Annotated in this window: 15 protein-coding genes; 6 read left to right on the top strand and 9 right to left on the bottom strand. The window is 71.6% G+C overall.

Annotated features, from left to right (window positions below; translation table 11 throughout):
* Positions 1-39: 39 nt before the first annotated feature.
* From glgC to JJI54_RS27865, 7 genes are all read right to left on the bottom strand, one after another.
* Positions 40-1,311: a glucose-1-phosphate adenylyltransferase gene (gene glgC, locus JJI54_RS27895; protein ID WP_203076703.1), complete on the bottom strand. Its 1,272-nt coding sequence runs from the start codon at positions 1,309-1,311 to the stop codon at positions 40-42.
* Positions 1,301-3,544: a 1,4-alpha-glucan branching protein GlgB gene (glgB, locus tag JJI54_RS27890; protein ID WP_203076702.1), complete on the bottom strand. Its 2,244-nt coding sequence runs from the start codon at positions 3,542-3,544 to the stop codon at positions 1,301-1,303. The genes glgC and glgB overlap by 11 nt, the downstream gene beginning before the upstream one ends.
* Positions 3,545-3,560: 16 nt before the next feature.
* Complete coding sequence (locus JJI54_RS27885; protein WP_203076701.1) at positions 3,561-6,041, bottom strand: glycogen/starch/alpha-glucan phosphorylase; 2,481 nt, start codon at positions 6,039-6,041, stop codon at positions 3,561-3,563.
* Positions 6,042-6,188: 147 nt separating this feature from the next.
* Complete coding sequence (locus JJI54_RS27880) at positions 6,189-7,127, bottom strand: glucokinase (RefSeq protein WP_203076700.1); 939 nt, start codon at positions 7,125-7,127, stop codon at positions 6,189-6,191.
* Positions 7,128-7,137: 10 nt separating this feature from the next.
* Positions 7,138-7,449 carry a c-type cytochrome gene (locus JJI54_RS27875; RefSeq protein WP_203076699.1) on the bottom strand — a complete coding sequence of 104 codons (312 nt, stop codon included), beginning with the start codon at positions 7,447-7,449 and terminating at the stop codon, positions 7,138-7,140.
* Between the two features lie 83 nt (positions 7,450-7,532).
* Complete coding sequence (locus JJI54_RS27870; RefSeq protein WP_203076698.1) at positions 7,533-8,285, bottom strand: SDR family NAD(P)-dependent oxidoreductase; 753 nt, start codon at positions 8,283-8,285, stop codon at positions 7,533-7,535.
* A 13-nt stretch (positions 8,286-8,298) separates the two neighbouring features.
* Entirely contained in the window at positions 8,299-9,042 is a 744-nt protein-coding gene (locus JJI54_RS27865; RefSeq protein ID WP_203076697.1) for an SDR family oxidoreductase, read from the bottom strand.
* Between the two features lie 165 nt (positions 9,043-9,207).
* On the opposite strand from JJI54_RS27865, the gene JJI54_RS27860 reads away from it, so the two are divergent.
* The 6 genes from JJI54_RS27860 to JJI54_RS27835 all read left to right on the top strand — a co-directional run bounded on the left by JJI54_RS27860 (position 9,208) and on the right by JJI54_RS27835 (position 18,763).
* Positions 9,208-12,486: a transglutaminase family protein gene (locus tag JJI54_RS27860; protein ID WP_203076696.1), complete on the top strand. Its 3,279-nt coding sequence runs from the start codon at positions 9,208-9,210 to the stop codon at positions 12,484-12,486.
* Positions 12,487-12,491: 5 nt separating this feature from the next.
* Positions 12,492-14,990, top strand: a complete 2,499-nt coding sequence (locus tag JJI54_RS27855; protein ID WP_203076695.1) for a circularly permuted type 2 ATP-grasp protein — start codon at positions 12,492-12,494, stop codon at positions 14,988-14,990.
* Between the two features lie 70 nt (positions 14,991-15,060).
* Positions 15,061-15,948 carry a transglutaminase family protein gene (locus JJI54_RS27850; RefSeq protein WP_203076694.1) on the top strand — a complete coding sequence of 296 codons (888 nt, stop codon included), beginning with the start codon at positions 15,061-15,063 and terminating at the stop codon, positions 15,946-15,948.
* Complete coding sequence (locus JJI54_RS27845) at positions 15,945-16,832, top strand: endonuclease/exonuclease/phosphatase family protein (RefSeq protein ID WP_203076693.1); 888 nt, start codon at positions 15,945-15,947, stop codon at positions 16,830-16,832. Before JJI54_RS27850 ends, JJI54_RS27845 begins: the two co-directional genes overlap by 4 nt.
* A 71-nt stretch (positions 16,833-16,903) precedes the next feature.
* Positions 16,904-17,896: a hypothetical protein gene (locus JJI54_RS27840; RefSeq protein WP_203076692.1), complete on the top strand. Its 993-nt coding sequence runs from the start codon at positions 16,904-16,906 to the stop codon at positions 17,894-17,896.
* Positions 17,897-17,950: 54 nt separating this feature from the next.
* Positions 17,951-18,763 (top strand): aspartate/glutamate racemase family protein, encoded by an 813-nt coding sequence (locus tag JJI54_RS27835; RefSeq protein ID WP_203076691.1) that lies wholly within the window; start codon positions 17,951-17,953, stop codon positions 18,761-18,763.
* 177 nt (positions 18,764-18,940) lie between these two features.
* Here the strand turns inward: JJI54_RS27835 and JJI54_RS27830 are convergent, their stop codons facing one another.
* Together JJI54_RS27830 and JJI54_RS27825 are read right to left on the bottom strand one after the other, a co-directional pair.
* The gene (locus tag JJI54_RS27830) at positions 18,941-19,894 is read right to left on the bottom strand and encodes a Bug family tripartite tricarboxylate transporter substrate binding protein (protein WP_203076690.1); all 954 of its coding nucleotides are present in this window, start codon (positions 19,892-19,894) and stop codon (positions 18,941-18,943) included.
* A 5-nt stretch (positions 19,895-19,899) separates the two neighbouring features.
* Entirely contained in the window at positions 19,900-20,889 is a 990-nt protein-coding gene (locus tag JJI54_RS27825; protein ID WP_203076689.1) for a Bug family tripartite tricarboxylate transporter substrate binding protein, read from the bottom strand.
* Between the last annotated feature and the right edge of the window lie 12 nt (positions 20,890-20,901).

Below are 20,901 nucleotides of genomic sequence, written 5' to 3'. Positions count from 1 at the left end.
TGCCGGCGCCCGCAAGGTGAGACCGCTGCCGAGTGTCGCTCACGGCGCGATGCGGTCCAGCATCGCCTGGGTGATCAGGCAGATGCCCTTCTCCGTCCGGCGGAAGCGCTTCGCGTCCTCCACCGGATCCTCGCCGACCACCATGCCTTCCGGAATCCGCACGCCGCGATCGACGACGACATTGGTCAGCCGCGCGCCGCGGCCGACATCGACGTAAGGAAGGATCACCGCGCCATCGATCTTCGCATAGCTGTGCAGGTGCACGCCCGTGAACATCAGCGACCGCCGCGCCATGGCGCCGGAGACGATGCACCCGCCCGAGACGAGGGAGGCGATGGCCTCGCCCCGCCGGCCATCCAGGTCATGCACGAACTTCGCCGGCGGCGTCACCTCCGCGTAGGTCCAGATCGGCCAGTCGCGGTCATAGAGGTCGAGTTCCGGCACCACGTCGGTCAGGTCGATATTCGCCTCCCAATAGGCATCGACGGTGCCGACATCGCGCCAATAGGGCTTCGATTCCGCGCGGGACCGCACGCAGGACCGCTCGAACCGATGCGCCACGGCCTTCCCGTGCTTCACCAGGTAGGGGATGATGTCGTGGCCGAAATCGCGCTGGGAGTTCGGGTCCGCGGCATCCCGCCGCAGCTGCTCGAACAGGAACTTCGTCTCGAAGACGTAGATGCCCATGGAGGCGAGGGCCAGGTCCTCCCGCCCCGGGATGCCGGGCGGGTCCTGGGGCTTTTCCATGAAGGCGACGATGCGGCTGTCCGGATCCACATGCATCACGCCGAAGCCGCGGGCATCGAGGCGCGGCACCGCGATGCAGCCCACCGTCACGTCGGCGCCGGATTCCACATGCTGCTGCAGCATGTGCTCGTAATCCTGCTTGTAGATGTGATCGCCCGCCAGGATCACCATGTGGCGCGGGGCCAGGTCCTCGATGATGTCGATGTTCTGGTACACGGCATCGGCGGTGCCGAGGTACCAGTTGGCGCCATCGCCGCGCTGGCTGGCGGGCAGGATGTCGAAGGTCTCGTTCCGTTCGGGGCGCAGGAAGTTCCAGCCCCGTTGCAGGTGGCGGATCAGGCTGTGCGCCTTGTACTGCGTGGCGACGGCCAGGCGCCGGATGCCGGAATTCATGGCGTTCGACAGCGCGAAGTCGATGATGCGCGACTTGCCGCCGAAATAGACCGCGGGCTTGGCGCGACGGTCCGTCAGCTCCATCAGCCGCGAGCCCCGCCCGCCCGCCAGCACGAAGGCCATCGCGGTCCGCGCCAGGGGCGCACTCGCCTGGGTCCTGCTATTCGGCATCGCTCTCCCCTTTCTTGTCGTCCGCCGCCTCTTCCCCAGGCTCCGGACCCTCCGCCACCAGCCAGATGGTGCCGAGTGGCGGCACCGTCACCGTGGCGGAAGCGGGAAAGCCCTGGAAGGCCACGCGTTCCGCCACCACCCCGCCGAGATTCCCCATGCCGGAGCCGCCATAGACCGCGGCATCCGTGTTCAGCACCTCCCGCCACGCCCCCGCCCGCGGCAGGCCGAAGCGGAGCGCGGCATGCGGCACCGGCGTCATGTTGCAGATCATCGCGACCGGCGCGCCACCCTCTCCGTCGAAACGGAGCCAGGAAAAGATCGATCGCGTGCTGTCATCCGCATCGATCCAGCGAAATCCTTCCGCCTCCGCATCCCTGGCGTGCAGCGCGGGCAGCGACCGGTACAGATGGTTGAGGTCACGCACCAGCCTCTGCACGCCCTGGTGGGGGGCGTATTGCAGCAGCCACCAGTCCAGCTCCCGCGCCTCCGACCATTCCCGCCATTGCGCGATCTCGCCGCCCATGAAGAGCAGCTTCTTGCCGGGATGCGCCCACATCAGCGCGTAGTAGGCGCGCAGCGTCGCGAAGCGCTGCCAGTCATCGCCGGGCAGCCGGCCGAGCAGCGATCCCTTGCCGTGCACCACCTCGTCATGGCTCAGCGGCAGCACGAAATCCTCGGTGAAGGCGTACATCATGCCGAAGGTGACGAGGTCGTGGTGCCAGCGGCGGTGGATGGGGTCGATCGCCAAATAGCGCAGCGTGTCGTTCATCCAGCCCATGTTCCACTTGAAGCGGAAGCCGAGCCCGCCTTCGGCGGCGGGGCGGGAGACGCCGGGCCAGGATGTCGCTTCCTCCGCCACCATGATGGCGCCGGGGTGCTCCTCCTCCACCAGCGCATTCACCTGGCGGAGGAAGGCCACGGCCTCATGGTGCTCCGTGCCGCCCTCCGCATTCGGGCGCCATTCGCCAGGCGCGCGCCCGTGGTCGAGATGGACCATGGTGGAGACGGCATCGACGCGCAGCCCGTCCGCGTGGAACTCCTCCATCCAGTAGAGCGCGTTGGAGGCGAGGAAGGCGGCCACTTCGCGCCGGCCATAGTCGAAGACGGCGGTGCCCCAGGCCCGGTGGAAGCCGCGCAGCGGGTCCGGGTCCTCGTACAGCGTCTGGCCGTCGAAGCGCGCCAGCCCGTGCACATCCTTCGGGAAATGCGCCGGCACCCAGTCCAGCAGCACGCCGATGCCCTGCGCGTGGCAGGCGGCGATGAAGCGCTTGAGGCCCGCGGGATCGCCCAGCCGCGCCGTCGGCGCATGCAGCCCGATCGGCTGGTAGCCCCAGCTTTCATCGAGCGGATGCTCCATCACGGGCATCAGCTCGATATGCGTGAAGCCCATCCAGGCGACATGCGGGATCAGCGATCCGATCAGGTCGTCCCAGCTGTAGAAGGCGCCGCCGGGATGCCGTCGCCAGGACGGCGCATGGACCTCGTAGATGGAGATGGCCGCGCGCCGGTCCTGCGTGGCGGCGCGCGCCTGCAGGAAGGCCGCGTCGTCCCAGGCGAAATCGCTGTCCGCCGGCACCAGCGAGGCGGTGGAGGGCCGCAATTCCGCCGCCCGGCCGAAGGGGTCCGCCTTCAGCGGCAGCACCGTGCCGTCCCGCGCCAGGATCTCATACTTGTAGGCCGCGCCGGCGCCGAGGCCGGGGATGAACAGCTCCCACAGCCCGCTATCCACGCGCTTGCGCATGGGATGGCGCCGCCCGTCCCATTCGTTGAAGGCGCCCACGACGGAAACGCGCGCCGCATTCGGCGCCCAGACCGCGAAGCGCGTGCCGGCCACGCCCTCATGCATCACGGCATGGGCACCCAGCCGGCGGTGCAGTCGCCGGTGCGTGCCCTCCACCATCAGATGGTCATCGAGCGGCCCGAGCGTCGCGCCGAAGCGGTAGGGATCCTCGAGGTCCCAGCTGCCGCCGCCCGCCGAGGCGCGCAGGCGGTAGCCGAAGGGCGCGGCCCGGCCGGGCAGCAGCCCCTCGAACAGGGCGCCGTGGCGGCGCGGCAGCGGGACCGGCTCCCCGCCATCCCAGGGCAGCACCGCCAGCGCCTCCGCCCCCGGCAGCAGGGCGCGGATGACCAGGCCGCCCGGCGCGGCATGCGGGCCGAGGATGGCGAAGGGGTCGCCGTGGCGCGCGGCCAGCAGGGCCTCCACCGCCTCCTGCGGTGCGCGCCACGGCTCCATCCTCAACGCTTCATCCTCACCGCTTCACCGGCACGTTCCAGATCTCCTGCGCGTATTCGGCGATGGTGCGGTCGGAGGAGAACCACCCCATGCTGGCGGTGTTGATCACGGCCGATTGCCACCAGGCGGAAGGGTCGCGCCAGCGCCGACCGACCAAGCGCTGCGCGTCGTAGTAGCTGTCGAAATCGGCCGTCACCATGAAGTAGTCGCTGCCGCGCAGGTTGCCGACCAGCTCCCGGTACCGCCCGGGATCGTCGGGGGAGAAGACGCCGGCCTCGATCTGCTCCAGCGCCTCCTGCAGCCGGCGGGACTGGTCGACCGCGCGCTGGCCCTGCCAGCCCTCCCGCCGCCGCTGCTCCACCTCCGGCGTCGTCAGGCCGAAGATGAAGATGTTGTCGTCGCCGACATGCTCCCTGATCTCGACATTGGCGCCGTCCAGCGTGCCGATGGTCAGCGCGCCGTTCAGCGCGAACTTCATGTTGCCCGTGCCGGACGCCTCCATCCCCGCCGTGCTGATCTGCTCCGACAGGTCGGCCGCCGGCACGATCATCTCGGCCAGGGAGACGTTGTAGTTCGGCAGGAAGACCACCTTCAGCAGGTTGCGCACGGTGGGGTCGCTGTTGATCACGCGCGCCACGTCATGCGCCAGCTTGATGATGAGCTTGGCGCGGTGGTAGCTGCTGGCCGCCTTGCCCGCGAAGATCTTGACGCGCGGCGTCCAGTCCCGCGTCGGCTGGCTGCGGATCTCGTCATACAGCGCGACCGCTTCCAGCACGTTCAGCAGCTGGCGCTTGTATTCGTGGATGCGCTTGATCTGCACGTCGAAGATGGCATCGGGGTCGAGCCGCAGCTGGAAGCGGTCCCGCACCAGCTCCGCCAGCGCCACCTTGTTGGCGCGCTTCACCGCCGCGAACCTCTCCTGGAAGCCCTTGTCACCCGCGAGGGGCTTCAGCTTCGCCAGCGCACCCGCATCGTCCAGCACCTCGGGCCCTATGGCCTCCACCAGCAGGGAGGTCAGGCCCGGATTGCATTGCTGCAGCCAGCGCCGGAAGGTGATGCCGTTGGTCTTGTTGGTCAGGCGGTCCGGGAACAGCCGGTGGAAATCCGCGAAGACCGTCTGCTTCAGCAGGTCCGAATGCAGCGCGGAGACGCCGTTCACCTTGTGGGAGCCGACCACCGCCAGGTGCCCCATGCGCACGCGGCGGCCATGCCCTTCCTCGATGAGGGAGACGGAGGAGAGCAGCCGCCCATCGCCCGGGTATTGCAGGCGCACGCTGTCCAGGTGGAAGGCGTTGACCAGGTAGATCAGCTGCATGTGCCGCGGCAGCAGCCGTTCCATCAGTGGCACCGGCCAGCTTTCCAGCGCCTCCGGCAGCAGCGTGTGGTTGGTGTAGCTGATCGTCTTCTGCGTGATCGGCCAGGCTTCCTCCCACGGGATGTCGTGCAGGTCGACCAGGATGCGCAGCAGCTCCGCCACCACGATGGCGGGGTGCGTGTCGTTCAGCTGGATGGAGACGCGGTCGGGCAGCGACCGCAGATCGCCATAGACGCGCAGATGCCGGCGGACCAGGTCCTGGAGGGCGGCGGAGGAGAAGAAGTATTCCTGCCGCAGCCGCAATTCCTGCCCCGCCGCGCTTTCATCGGAGGGGTAGAGCAGCTTCGAGATGCTCTCCGCCTTCACCTTGTTGGCCAGCGCGCCGACATGGTCGCCGGAGTTGAAGGCATCGAGCCGCAGCGGATCGACGGCGCGGGCCGACCACAGGCGCAGCGTGTTCACATGCGCGCCGCGCCAGCCCACGATTGGCGTGTCATAGGCGACGGCCTGCACCGTCTCGCTCGGCTTCCACACATGCTTGACGCGGGCCTCGCTGACCGTCACGGCCTCCACCGTGCCGCCGAAGCCGATCTCGTGCGCGATCTCGGGGCGGGCGAATTCCCAGGGATTGCCGTCGTTCAGCCAGTCCTCCGGGTATTCGCGCTGCCAGCCATCGCGGATGATCTGGCGGAACAGCCCGTGGTCGTAGCGGATGCCGTAGCCGAAGGCGGGGATGGACAGCGTCGCCATGCTTTCCATGAAGCAGGCCGCGAGCCGCCCGAGGCCGCCATTGCCGAGCGCCGCGTCGGGCTCCGCGATGCGCAGCTTCTCCAGGTCCACGCCCAGCGGCTCCAGCGCCTCCCGCAGCGTGGGCAGCAGGTTCAGGTTGCTGACATTGTCGCGCAGCAGCCGGCCGATGAGGAATTCGAGGCTGAGGTAATAGACCTGCTTCGCGCCGGACTGGTAGGTGGCCCGCGTCAGGTCGATCCAGCGATCGACGATGCGGTCGCGCACCGCCAGCGCCGTGGCGATGAACCAGTCGCGGTCCCGCGCGCCGAGGCGGCTCTTGCCCAGATCGTAGGTCAGCTTCTGCAGGATCGCCTCCCGCAGCGCGGCGGCATCGGCGCTCTCCCCGGGCCTGGCCGTGATGGGGGGCGCGCTCGATGTCGTCGGGGTGTCCATGGGCGGGTGGCTCCTTCCTGGGTGCCGGGGAGGCGATGGTCGTCCCAACGCGCTGCGATGCAACAATTTGCATGGGCTCGCGCCGAGATCAAAGCACAGGAATAGACGCGGTGCGTTAGCGTTCTGCCACCGGGCCGTCCGCCCGGCCTATCCGGCCCGCGCCAGGGCCGCCAGGCCCGGGAAGGCGGGGGCGGGATGCGTGACGATCGACAGCCGCACCCCCTGCATCCAGCCCGCCATCGGGGCCTTGTCCTCGAACCGCCGGCGGAAGGCGGCGCGGTCCAGCGTGCCGGCCAGGCGCGGCAGGATGCCGCCCGCCAGGAACACGCCGCCCCGCGCCCCCCAGGCCAGCGCGACATCGCCCGCATAGCCCGCCAGCAGCATGAGGAAATGGCGCAGCGCCTCCGCCGCCACCGGGCATTCGCCCGCCGCCGCCACCACCGCGGCCGCGTCCCGTTCCGGCACCGCGGCGCCGCGCAGCGCCGCCACCACCGCGTGCAGATGGCCGATCCCGCGGCCGGACAGCGCTTCCTCCGCGCCCGCGCGGCCGCAGCGCGCGCGCAGGCCCGCCACCACCGCATCCTCCGTGGCATCGGTGGGGGCCAGGCCGATATGCCCGCCCTCCGTCGGCACCACCAGCGGGCCGGCGGGGTGGGGCACCAGCGCGGCGCAGCCCAGCCCCGTGCCGGGGCCGAGCACCAGCATCGGCGCGGCGGGATCCGCGGCGCCGCCGCCGATCGGCAGCAGGTCATCCGCCGCCAGATGGGGCAGCGCATGGGCCAGGGCCTGGAAGTCATTCACCAGGCGCGCGTGGCGAAGGCCGAACCGCGCGGCGATGGCCGCTTCCGCGAAGCGCCAGGGCGCATTGGTCAGCCGCGCCGTGCCGGCGGAAACGGGGCCCGCCACCGCCAGCACCGCCGCGTCCATCCGCTGGCCCGGCGCCAGCCGTTCCAGCGCGGCCGCCATCGCGGCTTCCGGCGTCGGGAAGCCGGCCACGGGCAGGGTGACGGGCGGGCCGATGCGGTCTTCCGCCAGCAGGGCGAAGCGGGCGTTGGTGCCGCCGATATCGGCCAGCAGCGCCCTCATGCGCCCGCCTTCAGCGTGGCCGCTGCATCAGGATGAAGGCCGCCAGGTCCTGCGCCTGGCGCGCCGTCAGCCCGTGATCCGGCATGTTGGCGTGGGGCTGGCGCACATAGGCGGCGATGCGGTCCGCCGTGATATTCGCCCGCGCGGCGATGGCGGGAAAGGGCGGGGAGGCCGGGTTGCGCCCGGCCGGCCCCTGCGCCGCGATGGTGTGGCAGCTGCTGCACAGCTGCGTCGCCATCCAGCGCCCCCGCTCCACCCCGTCCTCGGCCATCGCGGGCAGCGCCGCGAGCAACACCAGCAGGGGCACGCCGATCGATCGCATCCTGGTCTCCTTCCCGGATTCCCCGGGCGGGAGGAAGGCTAGGCCGTGCGGAGGCGATGCTCATTGCGCCGGATCAAGTCCCGTCAGTAGGTCGCGCGGCCGCCGGAGATGTCGAAGACAGCGCCGGTGGAGAAGCTGCAATCCGCGGTGCAGAGCCAGCAGATCAGCGCCGCGATCTCCTCCACCTCCACGAAGCGGCCCATGGGAATCTTCGACAGCATGAAGGCGATGTGCGCTTCCGTCATCTGGTTGAAGATGTCGGTCCTGGCCGCCGCCGGGCAGACGCAGTTCACCAGCACGTTCTTCGTCGCCAGCTCCTTCGCCAGAGACTTGGTGTAGCCGATCAGCCCCGCCTTGCTGGCGGAGTAATGCGCGGCGTTGGGGTTGCCTTCCTTGCCGGCGACGGAGGCGACATTGACCACGCGCCCCCAGCCATTGGCGATGAGGTGCGGCACCACCGCGCTGGCCACGATGAAGGGCGCGTTCAGGTTCACGTCGATCACGCGGCGCCACTGTGCCACCGGAATCTCCCAGGACGGCATGTTGCCGCCGGTGATGCCGGCATTGTTGACCAGCAGGTCGATCTTGCCATGCGCCGCCACCGTCCGCCGCGTGGCTTCCGCCACCGCGACCTCATCCGACAGGTCCAGCACCTCCGCCGTCACATTGCCATCGGCGGCCAGCGCCGCGCGGCTTTCCTCCGCCTTGGCGGGGTCCATGTCCCAGATGGAGACGCTGGCGCCCGACTTCACCATGCGCCGCGCCACCGCGAGGCCGATGCCCCGCGCGCCGCCGGTGACGATGCCGACCCGGCCCTGGAGATCGAGCTTGTTCATGGGCAGCGCCTCCTCAGCCGCGACCGACGAAGGGCATCTTCGTGGCCATGATGGTCATGGTCAGCACATTGGTCGCCAGCGGCCAGGCCGCCATCTGCGCCACCGCCTGGCCGACATGGTCCACATCCATCAGGGGTTCCGCCTTGATGGACCAGTCCGCCTGCGGCACGCCGCGCGCCATGCGTTCCGCCATCGGCGTCGCGGCATTGCCGATATCGATCTGGCCGACGGCGATGTCGAAGCGGCGGCCATCCAGGTTCATGGACTTGGTCAGCCCCGTCACCGCATGCTTGGTGGAGGTATAGGGCGCGCTGCCCGGCCGCGGCGCATGCGCGCTGATGGAGCCGTTGTTGATGATGCGCCCGCCCTGGGGCGACTGCTTCGCCATCATGCGGAAGGCCGCATGGGCGCAGAGGAAGACGCCATTCAGGTTCACGTTGACCACCTTGAACCACTGCTCCGCCGTCAGCTCCTCGAACGGCGTGCCGGGCACGTTGTTCCCGGCATTGTTGAACAGCAGGTCCAGCCGGCCGAACTCTTTCTCCAGCGTGGCGAAGGCGGCGTCGATCTGCGACGGCTCGGTGACGTCGGCGGGAACCACCAGGGTCTTGCCCTGGCAGAGGCCCGCCGTCTCCTCCAGCGCGTCGCGCCGGCGGCCGAGCAGGGCCACGGTCCAGCCATCCGCCGCCAGCGCGATGGAGGCCGCGCGGCCCACGCCCGATCCGGCGCCCGTCACCAGCGCATATTTCTGGGCCATGATGGTGGTTTCCCCCTCGATAAGGTCGATTTCGGTGCGCAGGGTGGATCGCCGGGGCCCCGGCTGTCCACCCAGGCGGGCGGCGGCGCACCTCCGGCCTTGCGGCGCGGGGTATTCCGGTGGGATAGCGAGGGGACCGCCTCCCCGACGGACAAAACATTCCCCATGAGCATCCACGCCGCGCTGACGCACCGGACAACCTACAGCTACGACCGGCTGGTCGGCATGTCCCCTCAGTTGATCAGGCTGCGCCCGGCACCCCATTGCCGGACCCCCATCCTCTCCTACTCGCTCGACATCCAGCCCAAGCCGCATTTCCTCAACTGGGTGCAGGACCCCCAGGGCAACTTCATCGCCCGCGTCGTCTTCCCCGAACGGGTGCGGAAGTTCGAGGTGACGGTCGATCTCCTCGCCGACATGGCGACGATCAACCCCTTCGACTTCTTCGTGGAGCCGCAGGCCGAGGCCTTCCCCTTCGAGTACGATCCCGTGCTCGCCCAGGAACTCGCCCCCTTCCGCCGCGTGGAAGCCCCGGGCCCGCTGCTCGACGCCTACCTCAAGGACATCCCCCGCACGGCACCCAACACCGTCAACTACCTGGTGGACCTGAACCAGAAGCTGTCGACGGAAATCGGCTACATCGTGCGCATGGAGCCCGGCGTCTGGACGCCGGAGGAAGTGCTCTCCAACCGCAAGGGCTCCTGCCGCGACTCGGGCTGGCTGCTGGTGCAGATCCTGCGCCACCTCGGCTTCGCCGCGCGCTTCGTCTCCGGCTACCTCATCCAGCTGGTGCCGGATGTGAAGGCGGTGAGCGGCCCCGTCGGCACCTCCGTCGATTTCACCGACCTGCATGCCTGGTGCGAGGTCTATGTGCCCGGCGCCGGCTGGATCGGCCTCGACCCCACCTCCGGCCTGCTGGCCGGGGAGGGGCATATCCCGCTGGCCGCGACGCCGGAGCCCGCCTCCGCCGCCCCCATCACCGGCGGCGTGGACAAGGCGGAGACGGAGTTCGGCTTCCACATGGAGGTCCGGCGCGTCGAGGAGACGCCCCGCGTCACCAAGCCCTATACCGAGGAAGCCTGGGCGAGGATCGCCGCCCTCGGCGCGAAGGTCGATGAGGCGCTGATCGCCGGCGATGTGCGCCTCACGGTCGGCGGGGAGCCCACCTTCGTGGCGGAGGCCGATCGCGACGGGGCGGAGTGGAACACCGCGGCGCTGGGCCCGACCAAGCGCGCCTATGCGGGCCGGCTGCTGCGGCGCCTGGCGCCCCTCTGGGCGCCCGGCGCGGCGCTGACCTATGCGCAGGGCAAGTGGTATCCGGGGGAGCAGCTGCCGCGCTGGGGCCTCTACTGCCATTGGCGCGCGGATGGGGAGCCGGTCTGGACCGACCCCGCGCTGCTGGCCAGCGACGACGACAGGGACGAGGCCACGGCGAAGGACGCGGCCGCCTTCGCCACCGTGCTGGCCGGGCATCTCGGCATCGACCCCACGCTGCGCATCCCGGCCTATGAGGACATCCACTACTACCTCTGGCGGGAGAAGAAGCTGCCCGCCAATGTCCTTGCCGAGGATGCCAAGCTGCGCGACCCCATGGAGCGCGCGCGGCTGGCCAGGCTGTTCGGCCAGGGGCTGGATGCGGAGGTCGGCAGCGTGCTGCCGCTGCGCCGGCGCGGCGAGGGCGAGGCCCGCGCCTGGGAATCCGGCAAATGGGCCCTTCGCGAAGGCGAACTCTTCCTCATCCCCGGCGACAGCCCCATCGGCTACCGCCTGCCGCTCGACAGCCTGCCCTGGGCGAGCGAGGAGGCGATCGAGGCCGAGCCGGAGCCCGATCCCTTCACCCGCCGCGAAAAGCTCCGCCCCCGCCGCGACCTGCCGGAGGGCCGCGCGCGCATCGTCGAGCAGCCCCAGCCCGTGCCGGGGCGGGAGGAGCCGGGCGTGGTGCGCACCGCGCTGTGCGTCGAGGCCCGCAACGGGTTGATCCACTGCTTCCTGCCGCCGCTGACCTTGGGCGATGACTGGCTGGACCTGGTCGCGGCCATCGAGGCGACGGCGCGGGAGACCGGCCGCAAGGTCTTCCTCGAGGGCTATCTCGCGCCCTCCGACCCCCGCCTGCTGCATTTCTCCGTCACGCCCGACCCCGGCGTGATCGAGGTGAACATCCACCCCGCGACCGACTGGCAGGACCTCTCCACCCGCACCGAGCAGCTCTACGAGGAAGCCCGCCAGGTCGGGCTGGACTCGCAGAAGTTCATGCTGGATGGGCGGCATGTTGGCACCGGCGGCGGCAACCACATGGTCATGGGCGCGGCGGAGGTGGCGGACAGCCCCTTCCTGCGGCGGCCGGACCTGCTGAAGTCCCTGGTCGGCTTCTGGCACAACCATCCGAGCCTCTCCTACCTCTTCAGCGGCATGTTCATCGGGCCCACCAGCCAGCATCCCCGCGTGGATGAGGCGCGCGGCGATGCGGTGCATGAGCTGGAGACGGCGCTGGCGCAGGTGCCGCCGCCGGGCAGCGACACGCCGCCCTGGATGGTGGACCGAATCTTCCGCAACCTGCTGGTGGACATGACCGGCAACACCCACCGGACGGAATTCTGCATCGACAAGATGTACGACCCCTCCGGGCCCTCGGGCCGTCGTGGGCTGGTCGAGTTCCGGGGCTTCGAGATGCCGCCGCATTGGCGCATGTCGCTGGCGCAGCAGGTTCTTCTTCGGAGTCTGGTCGCCGGCTTCTGGCAGCGCCCCTACGAACGCCGCCTCGTCAAATGGGGCACGCGGCTGCATGACGATTTCATGCTGGAACACTATTGCCGGCAGGATTTCGGTGACGTCCTTGAGGAGCTATCCGGCCTCGGCTTCCAGCTGGACCCCGCATGGTTCGCACCCCATTTCGAGTTCCGCTTCCCCAAGGTCGGCACGATCGCGGTGCGCGGCATGGAGCTTGAGCTGCGCAACGCGCTGGAGCCCTGGCATGTGCTGGGGGAGGAAGCCTCGGCCGGCGGCACCACGCGCTATGTGGACAGCAGCGTGGAGCGCCTGCAGGCGCGCGTCACGGGCTGGGTGGAGGAACGCTTCACCCTGTCCTGCAACGGCGTCGCGGTGCCGCTGCAGCCCACGGGGACGGAAGGCGAATACGTGGCCGGCGTGCGCTTCAAGGCCTGGGACCCGCCCTCCGCCCTGCATCCGACGGTGCGCGCCCAGGCGCCGCTGACCTTCGATGTCTATGACGGCTGGACGGGCCGCTCGCTCGGCGGCTGCACGCATCACGTGGCGCATCCCGGCGGGCGCAACTACCAGACCTTCCCGGTCAATGCGAACGAGGCCGAGGCGCGGCGCCGCGCGCTGTTCCTGCCCATCGGCCACACCCCCGGCCCGATGGCGCCGCCGCGCATCGTCACCAGCCGCGCCACGCCGCGCACCCTCGACCTGAGGCGCGCAAGCTGACCGACATGGCGGCGCCGGCGGGTGGGCCCCCGCCACAGCGCGAGGAGCCGCAGCTCGACGAGATGGTCGATGGCCGGGGCCGCGTGCGCCCGCATTGGCGCGGGCTGCTCGGCGCCTATTCGGCGCTGGGCTACCCGGCGGTGGCGGAACGCGCCCGCCGCCTGGACCGCGCCTTCGAGGAGGAGGGGGTGGCGACCGTGCTGGCCGCCGATGCCGCCGGCACCGCCGGGCCGCGCACCCGCCGCCCCTGGCGCTGCGACCCCGTCCCCCTGATCCTCCGCGCCGAGGAGTTCGAGGGGCTGGAAGCCGGGCTGGCGCAGCGCGCGCAGCTCTTCGCCGCCATGCTGGATGACCTCTACGGCCCGCAGGCGCTGCTGCGGGCGGGGGTGCTGCCGGCGGCGCTGGTGGCGGGCAACCCGCATTTCCTCCGCCCCTGCCGCGCCCCCGCGCCGCAGCCCTTCCCGCGGCTGACCTTCTATGGCGCGGACCTGCTGCGCGGGCCGGATGGCGAATGGCGCGTGGTGGCGGATCGCTGCGGCGGCGCCAATGGCGTGGGCTTCGCGGCGGAGAACCGGGCCCTGCTGGCGCGCGTGCTGCCGGAACCCTTCCGCGCCGTGCAGGTCCGCCCGCTGCGCCCCTTCTTCGACACCTGGCTGGACGGCCTGCAGAGCCTGGCGCCGCCCGGCGTGGACAATCCCCGCATGGCGCTGCTGACGCCGGGCGCGCGGCAGGAGACCTGGCTGGAACACCTGCTGCTGTCGCGCGAATTGGGGCTGGAACTGGTGGAGCCCGGCGACCTGACGGTGCGGGACGGCCAGGTCTTCCTCAAGACCCTGCGCGGCCTGCGGCGCATCGACGTCATCCTCCGCCGGGTGAAGGGGGAGCAGTCGGACCCGCTGGAGTTCAACGCCGGCACCGGCGTGCCCGGGCTGATGCAGGTGCTGCGCGCCGGCGCGGTGCGGCTGGTGAACGCCCCCGGCTCCATGCTGGTGGAGGCGCCGGGCGCCGCCCCCTACCACGCCGCCTGCGCGCGCTTCCTGCTGGGGGAGGAGCTGCGCCTCGGCGCGCTGGAAACCCTGTGGATGGGGGATGAGGAATCGCGCCGCCGCGTGCAGGCGGAACCGGATGCCTGGCGCCTGCGATCCGCCTTCGATCCCGCCCAGCCCGTGGCGCTCGGCGCGCTGGATGTCTTCGGCGCGCGCGGCACCACGCCGCCCTGGATGGTGGCGGCGACGCGGCCCATGGCGGCATCCGGCGCGCCGCGGCTGATGGGGGAGAGGCTGGACCCCGCCCCGGTGCTGCTGCGCATGTACCTGGCGCGGGATGCCGGCGGCGCCTGGCGCGCCATGCCGGGCGGGCTCGCCCATGTGCTGGACGGCGGCGACACGATCGCCGGGCCGCCCGCGCGCCGTGGCGTCGCCAAGGATGTCTGGGTGCTGGCGGAGGATGGGGGCGACATCCTGGGCCCCGCCGCGCCCCGCGCGGCGACGCTGCCCATCCGCCGGTCCTCCGGCGAATTGCCCTCCCGCGTGGCGGATGACCTCTACTGGCTCGGCCGCTACCTGGAACGGCTGGAAGCCAATGCGCGGCTGGTGCGCGCGCTGCTCGGCCGGCTTCTGCGCGGCGCCGCCCTGCCGCGCGAACTGGCCGAGATCCGCGCGCTGACGCGCTGCCTGCACGCCGCCGGGCTGCTGGAGGCCGAGGCCGCGGCCAGCCCCGCCGATGGCACCGCCCTGCCGCGCGCGCTGATGGCGGCGGCCGGCGCGGGCGGCGCGCTTTCCGGCCTGCTGGAGATGGTGGAACGCCCCCAGGCCGCGGTGCGGGACCGGCTGACGCATGACATGTGGGCCGCCTTCGCGCAGCTGAGCCAGGAGGGGCATGCCGGCCTCGCCGCCGGGGCGCTGCGGCTCGATGCGCTGGTGGAGGCGATGGGCGTCATCATCCGCGCCTGCACGGCGGTGGCGGGCATCGCGGCGGAGAACATGGTGCGCGGCGGCGCGTGGATGTTCCTCGACCTCGGTAGGCGGATCGAGCGTGCCACCACCACGGCGCGCAACCTGGCCCATGCGCTGGACCAGCCGCCGCGGCGGATGGAGGCGGGGCTTCGCCTCGCGCTCGAGATCTGCGACAGCGCGCTGACCTACCGGTCCCGCTACCTCGCCACCATCCAGCCCGCGCCGGTGCTGGACCTGGTGCTGGCCGATCCCGGCAATCCCCGCGCGCTGGGCTTCCAGCTGACCGCGGTGCGCGACCGGCTGGCGGAGATCGGCGGCGCGGATGACGCGCTGGCGGCCACGGCCAGCGTCCTCGCCGCCCGGCCGCAGCGCCTGGTGGATGAGGTGCTGATGGAGCTGGACCGCGACGCCGCGGCCGCCCGCCTGCCCGACGCGCTGCTGGCGCTGGAGCATGAGACGGCGGCGCTGTCGGACGCCGTCGCGCGGCGCTATGTCAGCCATGTCCGCGCCCGCGCGCTGGACGAGGTCGAGACGGGGGGAGCCGCATGACAGGACCGCGCGACCGCGACGCCCCCCGGCAGCCCGCGCCGCCGCGCTGTCGCCGCAGGCGGCCGGCGGCATGACGCGCTACGCGCTGCGCCACCACACGGCCTATCGCTACGGCCGCGCGGTGGACCTGGCTTCCCACCTGCTGCACCTGACGCCGCGCGCGGTGCCGGGCCAGGCGGTGCGCGCGGCGCGGCTGCGGATCGCCCCCGAATTCGGCTACCGCGCCGATGGGCAGGACCATTTCGGCAACGGCGTCACCTGGCTGTTCCTGGAGGCGCCGCATGAGGCCTTCGAGGTGACGCTGGAGGCGGAGGTCGATGTCGCCTTCGCGCCCCCGCCGCCGGACCAGGCGACGCCACCCTGGGAGAGCGTGCGCGACGCCGCGCTGCGGCCGGAAGGGTGGGACGCCGCCGAATTCGCGCTGCCCTCCATCCTCGCCCCCGCCGACCGGGGGGCGGGCGCCTATGCCGCGCGGTCCTTCCCGGCGGGCCGGCCCGTGCTGGCGGGGCTGCGGGACCTCTGCGCCCGCATCAAGCGGGACTTCGCCTTCAAGCCCGGCGTCACCACCATCTCCACCCCCGTCGCCACGGTGCTGACGCTGCGGGCCGGCGTCTGCCAGGATTTCGCGCACCTGATGATCGCGGGGCTGCGGGCGATCGGCCTGCCGGCGCGCTATGCCAGCGGCTATGTCCGCACCCGCCCGCCGCCGGGCCAGGCGCGGCGGCAGGGGGCGGACCAGTCCCATGCCTGGGTCGGCTGCTGGCTCGGCCCGGATCACGGCTGGGTGGACCTGGACCCGACCAACGACCTGGTCGTCTCGGATGAGCACCTGCTGCTGGGCTGGGGGCGGGACTATGCCGATGTCAGCCCGGTGAAGGGCATCCTGCTGGGCGGCGGGCGGCAGGGGCTGGAGGTCAGCGTGGACCTGGTACCGGTGGATGAGGAGCAGCCCGCATGACCATCACCTTCGCGACCTACAACATCCAGTACGGCAAGGGGCAGGACGGCGCCTATGACCTGGAGCGCATCGCGCGGGAGGTCGAGGCCGCGGACGTGATCGCGCTGCAGGAGGTCGCGACCGGCTTCCGGCGCAACGATTTCGTGGACCAGGCCGCCTGGTTCGCCGAGCGGCTGGACCGCTACGCCGTCTATGGCGCGCCCTATGACGTCGATGCCAGCTACCGCGATGCCGCGACGGGGCGCGTGGTGAACCGCCGCCGGCGCTTCGGCAACATGGTGCTGTCCCGCTGGCCGATCCGGTCCACCCGCACGCTGGTGCTGCCCTTCAGCCCGCCGGCGCGGGACCAGGACATCCAGCGCTGCGCGGTGGAGGCGGTGCTGGACCTGCCGGGGGGTGCGATCCGCGTCTATTCGCTCCACCTCTCCCACCTCACGCCCGGCACGCGCACCCCGCAGGTGGAGGCGCTGAAGGCCCTGGTCGCCAGCGCGCCGCGGGACGGCATGGCCTGGGCCAATGAGCGCAACACGGACCCGAGCTGGGCCGAGGGCTGGCGCGAGCCCGCGCCGCCCGAGCCCTGCATCCTGTTCGGCGACTTCAACCTGCGCCCCGCCGACCCGGAGTATCCGCTGCTGGTCGGCGACCTCGGCCTGCCCGGGCCGCGCGTGCCGCTGCGCGGGCAGTTCGTCGATGCCTGGGTCCAGGCCGGCAACGCGGAGCGCACGGGCTGCACGCTGGCGGAGTGGAACGGCGAGCCGGGCGGGCGGATCGACTACGCCTTCCTGCACCCGGCGCTGGCCCCCGCGCTGCGGCGCGCCTGGATCGGCGATGACGCGAGGGGCAGCGACCACTACCCCTTCTTCATCGAGATGGCGCTGCCCTGACCGCACGACACACGTTGAAGGGCGCTCGCGCGTCGCGATAGGCTGGGACCGCCATCGCAACGGAGGGTTTGGTGCATCCGCTCGACTGGTCGCGCCGGGATGCGGAACTGGCGCTGGCCGCCATGAAGGCGGTCTTCACGCTCTATGGAAAGCGCGCGCTGGCGCCGATCCATGCGGAGTTCCTGCTGGCGATGCGGGACACCGTCTTCCGCCAGCCCGGGCTCGATCCGCTGGCGGTGCGCCCTGTCGGCCCCGGCGAATTCGCGGCGCTGGTGCCGGTGACGGAGCATCGGGAGCGCGCGCTCGAATACCTCACCATCGTTCCCTATGTGGACGTGGAGATCGAGCCCGCGAAGGCGGAGCTGGTGCGGGAGTATTTCGCCTTCGTCGGCCGCGGCAGCGATGCGCTGAAGTTCCTCGACAACATCGCCCACCAGCATGTGCGCGCCAGCCAGTTCTGCATCGCCCGCAAGCTGCTGCCGAAGCTGCTGCCCGGCGGGCCGGTGACGCAGGTGGCGCGCGCCATCCGCATGCTGCGGGAGAATCGCGGGGATGCCGCCAAGGCCGCGCGCTTCCAGGCGCTGGGCAGGCTGCCGGCGCGCACGCTGGGCAATGTCTTCTACCGCTTCCACCGCGCCCGCGGCTTCGCCCTGCCCGGGGAGCCCGGCTGCATGCCGGAGGACCTGCTGGCGCTGCACGACATCACCCACATGCTGTCCGGCTACAACACGGATGCGAATGGCGAGATCTGCGCCAATGCCTTCGCCGGCGGGTCCATGCCGAAGCATGCGCTGATGATCGCCGTCACCGGCCTGCTGTCCTTCCACAACAAGGGCGGGCTGGACCAGAGCGGGAAATACGCGGCCTCCACCGGCAACCTCAATCCGCGCGAATTCGCCAATGCCTTCCAGCGCGGGATGGAGAGCATCTGCCTGGTCGGCTGGGACTACCACCGCGACTGGGAGACGAGCGTGGATGAGCTGCGGGCGCGCTTCCGCATCCGCGACGCCGCCGATATCTGGGACGACCCGCCGAGCGAGGAGGCGATGGCGCTGATGGCGTGACCGCGCGCTGAAGCGGGCGTAGCGTGGCGCCCGCCCCAGCGGAGGAGCCCGCCCATGAAGATCGGCCTTGTCGGTGCCACCCAGGCCGCGGTGGCGGGGCTCGGTGCGCCGGCGGAACTCGCGGCGATCGCGGCGCCGGGCACGGTGATCCAGGCCTTCCCCACGCGCATGCCGGTCTTCGCCCATACGCCGCTGGAATTCGCCATGCAGGCGCTGAACACGGCGGAGGCGGGGGTCGCCGCCGCCGCCGCGGGCTGCGACGCGCTGGTGATCAATTCCTTCTCCGACTACGGGATCGCGGCGCTGAAGGCGGCGGTGGACATCCCCGTGGTGGGCGCGGCGGAGGCCACCCTGCGCTTCGTCGGCACGCTCGGCCCGCGCTTCTCCATCGTCACGGTCTGGCCGCCCTCGCTCGACTACATGCCGCGCCAGGTGATGCGGGATGCGGGGGCGGAGGGTGGTTGCGCCCGCATCCGGCATGTGGGCGCGGAGGATGTGGTGGCGGGCAGCGCGCGGCCCGATGGCTATGTCAGCGCCCTGCAGCATGCGGAGGGCGACATCGTCGCGCGCATCCAGGCGGCCTGCGACGCGGCGGCGGCGGAGGATGGGGTGGATGCCATCATCCTGGGCTGCACCTGCATGTCGCCCATCGCGGCGCGGCTGCGCGCGGCGGTGCCCATCCTCAACCCGCTGGCGGTGGCGCTGAAGGTGGCGGAGATGCAGGCGGCGCTCGGCCTGCGCCAGGCGGCGAAGGCGCCTCGGCGGCTGCAATCCCTGGCGCGCCTGTCGCAGATGGTGGCGGCCGGGGCGACGCTCGGGTCGGATGGCGATTGCGCGGTCTGCGCCGTGGCCGCCGCCGCCGAATAGGCGCCGGCCGTGGCCTTTCAGTCACTAAGCCCTTTTAGCCGATTATGCCGATTAGAGGCTTTTAGCACCGAATCGCGAGGGGGTCCGCGACGCCTCCGGCGGGCCGGGCGATCAGCGCGCGCCAAGGACGCAGGCGGATAGGAACATAGCAGGAACACCAACGACCATGCAAGGGCTTCATTCGATGCGGATATTGGCCCGGCGCGGCACGGCGGACCATTTCTCGACCTCCGCCAGGTAGAAGCGCTGCCAGGCGTCGCGCTCCATCGGCGCCGGGATCAGGCCGAGGGTCTGGAGGCGCGATGCGACCTCCGGCACGGCGGCGATGCTGCCGAAGGCGGCGTGCATCCGGTCCAGCGCCGCGGCGGGCGTGCCGCGGGGCGCGATGAAGCCGAACCAGCTATCGGCCTGCAGCGCCGTGACGCCGAGTTCGGCGAAGGTCGGGACCTCCGGCAGCAGGGGGCTGCGCGTCGGGCTGGTGACGGCGAGCGCGCGCAGGCGGCCGGCGCGGACATGCTCCGCCACCTCCAGCACGTTGGAGACCATGAAATCGAGCCGCCCGGCGATGAGATCCGTCTGCCCCTGCGGCCCGCTGCGATAGGGGACGTGTTCCAGGGTGAGGCCCAGCGCCTCCTTCATGATCTGGTGGGCGGGCTGCCAGCCGGCCAGGGCGGCGCTGCCGGTCTGCAAGGGGGCGGCGGCGGCGCGGCCGCGGGCGGCGAGGGCGGCCAGGTCCCGGTCCGGCGACCCGGCCGGCACCACCAGGACATTGGCGGAATTGCCGGCGAAGAAGAGGGCGGTGAAATCGCCCGCGGTGTCGTAGGGCAGGCGGGCATAGAGGCCGGGCGCCACCGCATGGGCGTTCGGGATCAGCAGGATGGTGTGGCCATCGGGGGCCGCCTTGGCGACGCGGTCGGAGGCGATGGTGCCGCCCGCGCCGGTGACGTTCTGCACCACCATGGGCTGGCCGAGCAGGGGCTGCATCCGCTCCGCGAAGGTGCGGGCGATGATGTCCGTGGCGCCGCCCGCGCCATAGCCGACGATCAGCGTGATGGGCTTGTCGGGCCAGGTCTGCGCCCGGGCGGCGAGGGGCAGCAGGAAGGGCGTGGCGAGCAGGGAGCGGCGGAGCATGGGCCTCACTCCACCACGATGTTCTGGGCGCGGGCCAGGTCGCGGAAGGTGGCGAGTTCGCGGGCCATGAAGGCGGCGAAGGCCTCGGGCTCCGTCTGCTGCGGCATCTCGAGGAAGAGCTGCTTGTAGCGGGCGGCGGTTTCCGCGCTGCGGAGGAAGGCCTGCGTCTCCTGCGCCAGGCGGGCCAGGATGGGCGCCGGCGTGCCGGCGGGGGCGGCGAGGCCGTGCCAGGAGGCGAGCTCCGCGCCCGGGTAGCTTTCGTTCAGCGCGGGCAGGTCGGGGTAGTCCGGCATGCGCGAGGGCGCCGTGGTGGCCAGGGCGCGGAGCCGGCCTTCGCGGAGCAGCTGCGCCGTGGTGGCGGCGACGTCGAAGCTGAGGTCGATGGTGCCGGCGACGAGCGCCTGCAGCAGCGGCCCGCCGCCATTGAAGGGCACATGCGTCATGCGGATGCCGGCCTTGGCCATGAACAGCTCCACGCCGAGATGCAGCGAGGAGCCGACGCCGGAGGAGCCGTAGTTCAGCGCCTCCGGCCGCGCCTTCGCCGCGGCGACGAGGTCCGCGATGGTCCGCACCTCGGGCAGCTTCTGCGGGTTCACCAGGACCAAAGCGGGCGTGACCGCCAGGTTGGAAATTGCGGAAAAGTCCTCGATGGGGCGATAGGGCAGGGGGATGCGCCGCACCGCGGGCAGGATGGCGTTGGCGGCGATGTTGATGAGGCCGATCGTGTAGCCATCGGGCGCCGCCTTCGCGAGGGCATCGACGCCGATGGAGCTGCCCGCGCCGCCCCGGTTCTCGATCACGAAGCCCCGGTTGAAGGCCGCCTGGAAGTGGGCGGCGAGCATGCGCCCGACGAGGTCCGCGGCGCCGCCGGGCGGGAAGGGGACGATGAAGCGGACGGGGCGGCTCGGCCAGGCGTCCTGCGCCCAGGCGGGGGCCGGGGCGACCGCCGGGATGGCGAGCGTGGCGAGGATGAGGCTGCGGCGGGTGGCGCGCATGGGGGCTTCCTC

Origin of the sequence: Falsiroseomonas ponticola (genome assembly GCF_016805305.1) — a bacterium.
GTDB classification, from domain to species: Bacteria; Pseudomonadota; Alphaproteobacteria; order Acetobacterales; family Acetobacteraceae; genus Falsiroseomonas; species Falsiroseomonas ponticola.
The sequence above is the reverse complement of the archived record's forward strand: the minus strand, read 5'-3'. Positions and strand labels throughout refer to the sequence as shown.

Coding starts and splice junctions, on each gene's coding strand:
- glgC (WP_203076703.1), bottom strand. CDS start 1,311: ATGCCGAATAGCAGGACCCAGGCGAGTGCGCCCCTGGCGCGGACCGCG.
- glgB (WP_203076702.1), bottom strand. CDS start 3,544: ATGGAGCCGTGGCGCGCACCGCAGGAGGCGGTGGAGGCCCTGCTGGCC.
- JJI54_RS27885 (WP_203076701.1), bottom strand. CDS start 6,041: ATGGACACCCCGACGACATCGAGCGCGCCCCCCATCACGGCCAGGCCC.
- JJI54_RS27880 (WP_203076700.1), bottom strand. CDS start 7,127: ATGAGGGCGCTGCTGGCCGATATCGGCGGCACCAACGCCCGCTTCGCC.
- JJI54_RS27875 (WP_203076699.1), bottom strand. CDS start 7,449: ATGCGATCGATCGGCGTGCCCCTGCTGGTGTTGCTCGCGGCGCTGCCC.
- JJI54_RS27870 (WP_203076698.1), bottom strand. CDS start 8,285: ATGAACAAGCTCGATCTCCAGGGCCGGGTCGGCATCGTCACCGGCGGC.
- JJI54_RS27865 (WP_203076697.1), bottom strand. CDS start 9,042: ATGGCCCAGAAATATGCGCTGGTGACGGGCGCCGGATCGGGCGTGGGC.
- JJI54_RS27860 (WP_203076696.1), top strand. CDS start 9,208: ATGAGCATCCACGCCGCGCTGACGCACCGGACAACCTACAGCTACGAC.
- JJI54_RS27855 (WP_203076695.1), top strand. CDS start 12,492: ATGGCGGCGCCGGCGGGTGGGCCCCCGCCACAGCGCGAGGAGCCGCAG.
- JJI54_RS27850 (WP_203076694.1), top strand. CDS start 15,061: ATGACGCGCTACGCGCTGCGCCACCACACGGCCTATCGCTACGGCCGC.
- JJI54_RS27845 (WP_203076693.1), top strand. CDS start 15,945: ATGACCATCACCTTCGCGACCTACAACATCCAGTACGGCAAGGGGCAG.
- JJI54_RS27835 (WP_203076691.1), top strand. CDS start 17,951: ATGAAGATCGGCCTTGTCGGTGCCACCCAGGCCGCGGTGGCGGGGCTC.
- JJI54_RS27830 (WP_203076690.1), bottom strand. CDS start 19,894: ATGCTCCGCCGCTCCCTGCTCGCCACGCCCTTCCTGCTGCCCCTCGCC.
- JJI54_RS27825 (WP_203076689.1), bottom strand. CDS start 20,889: ATGCGCGCCACCCGCCGCAGCCTCATCCTCGCCACGCTCGCCATCCCG.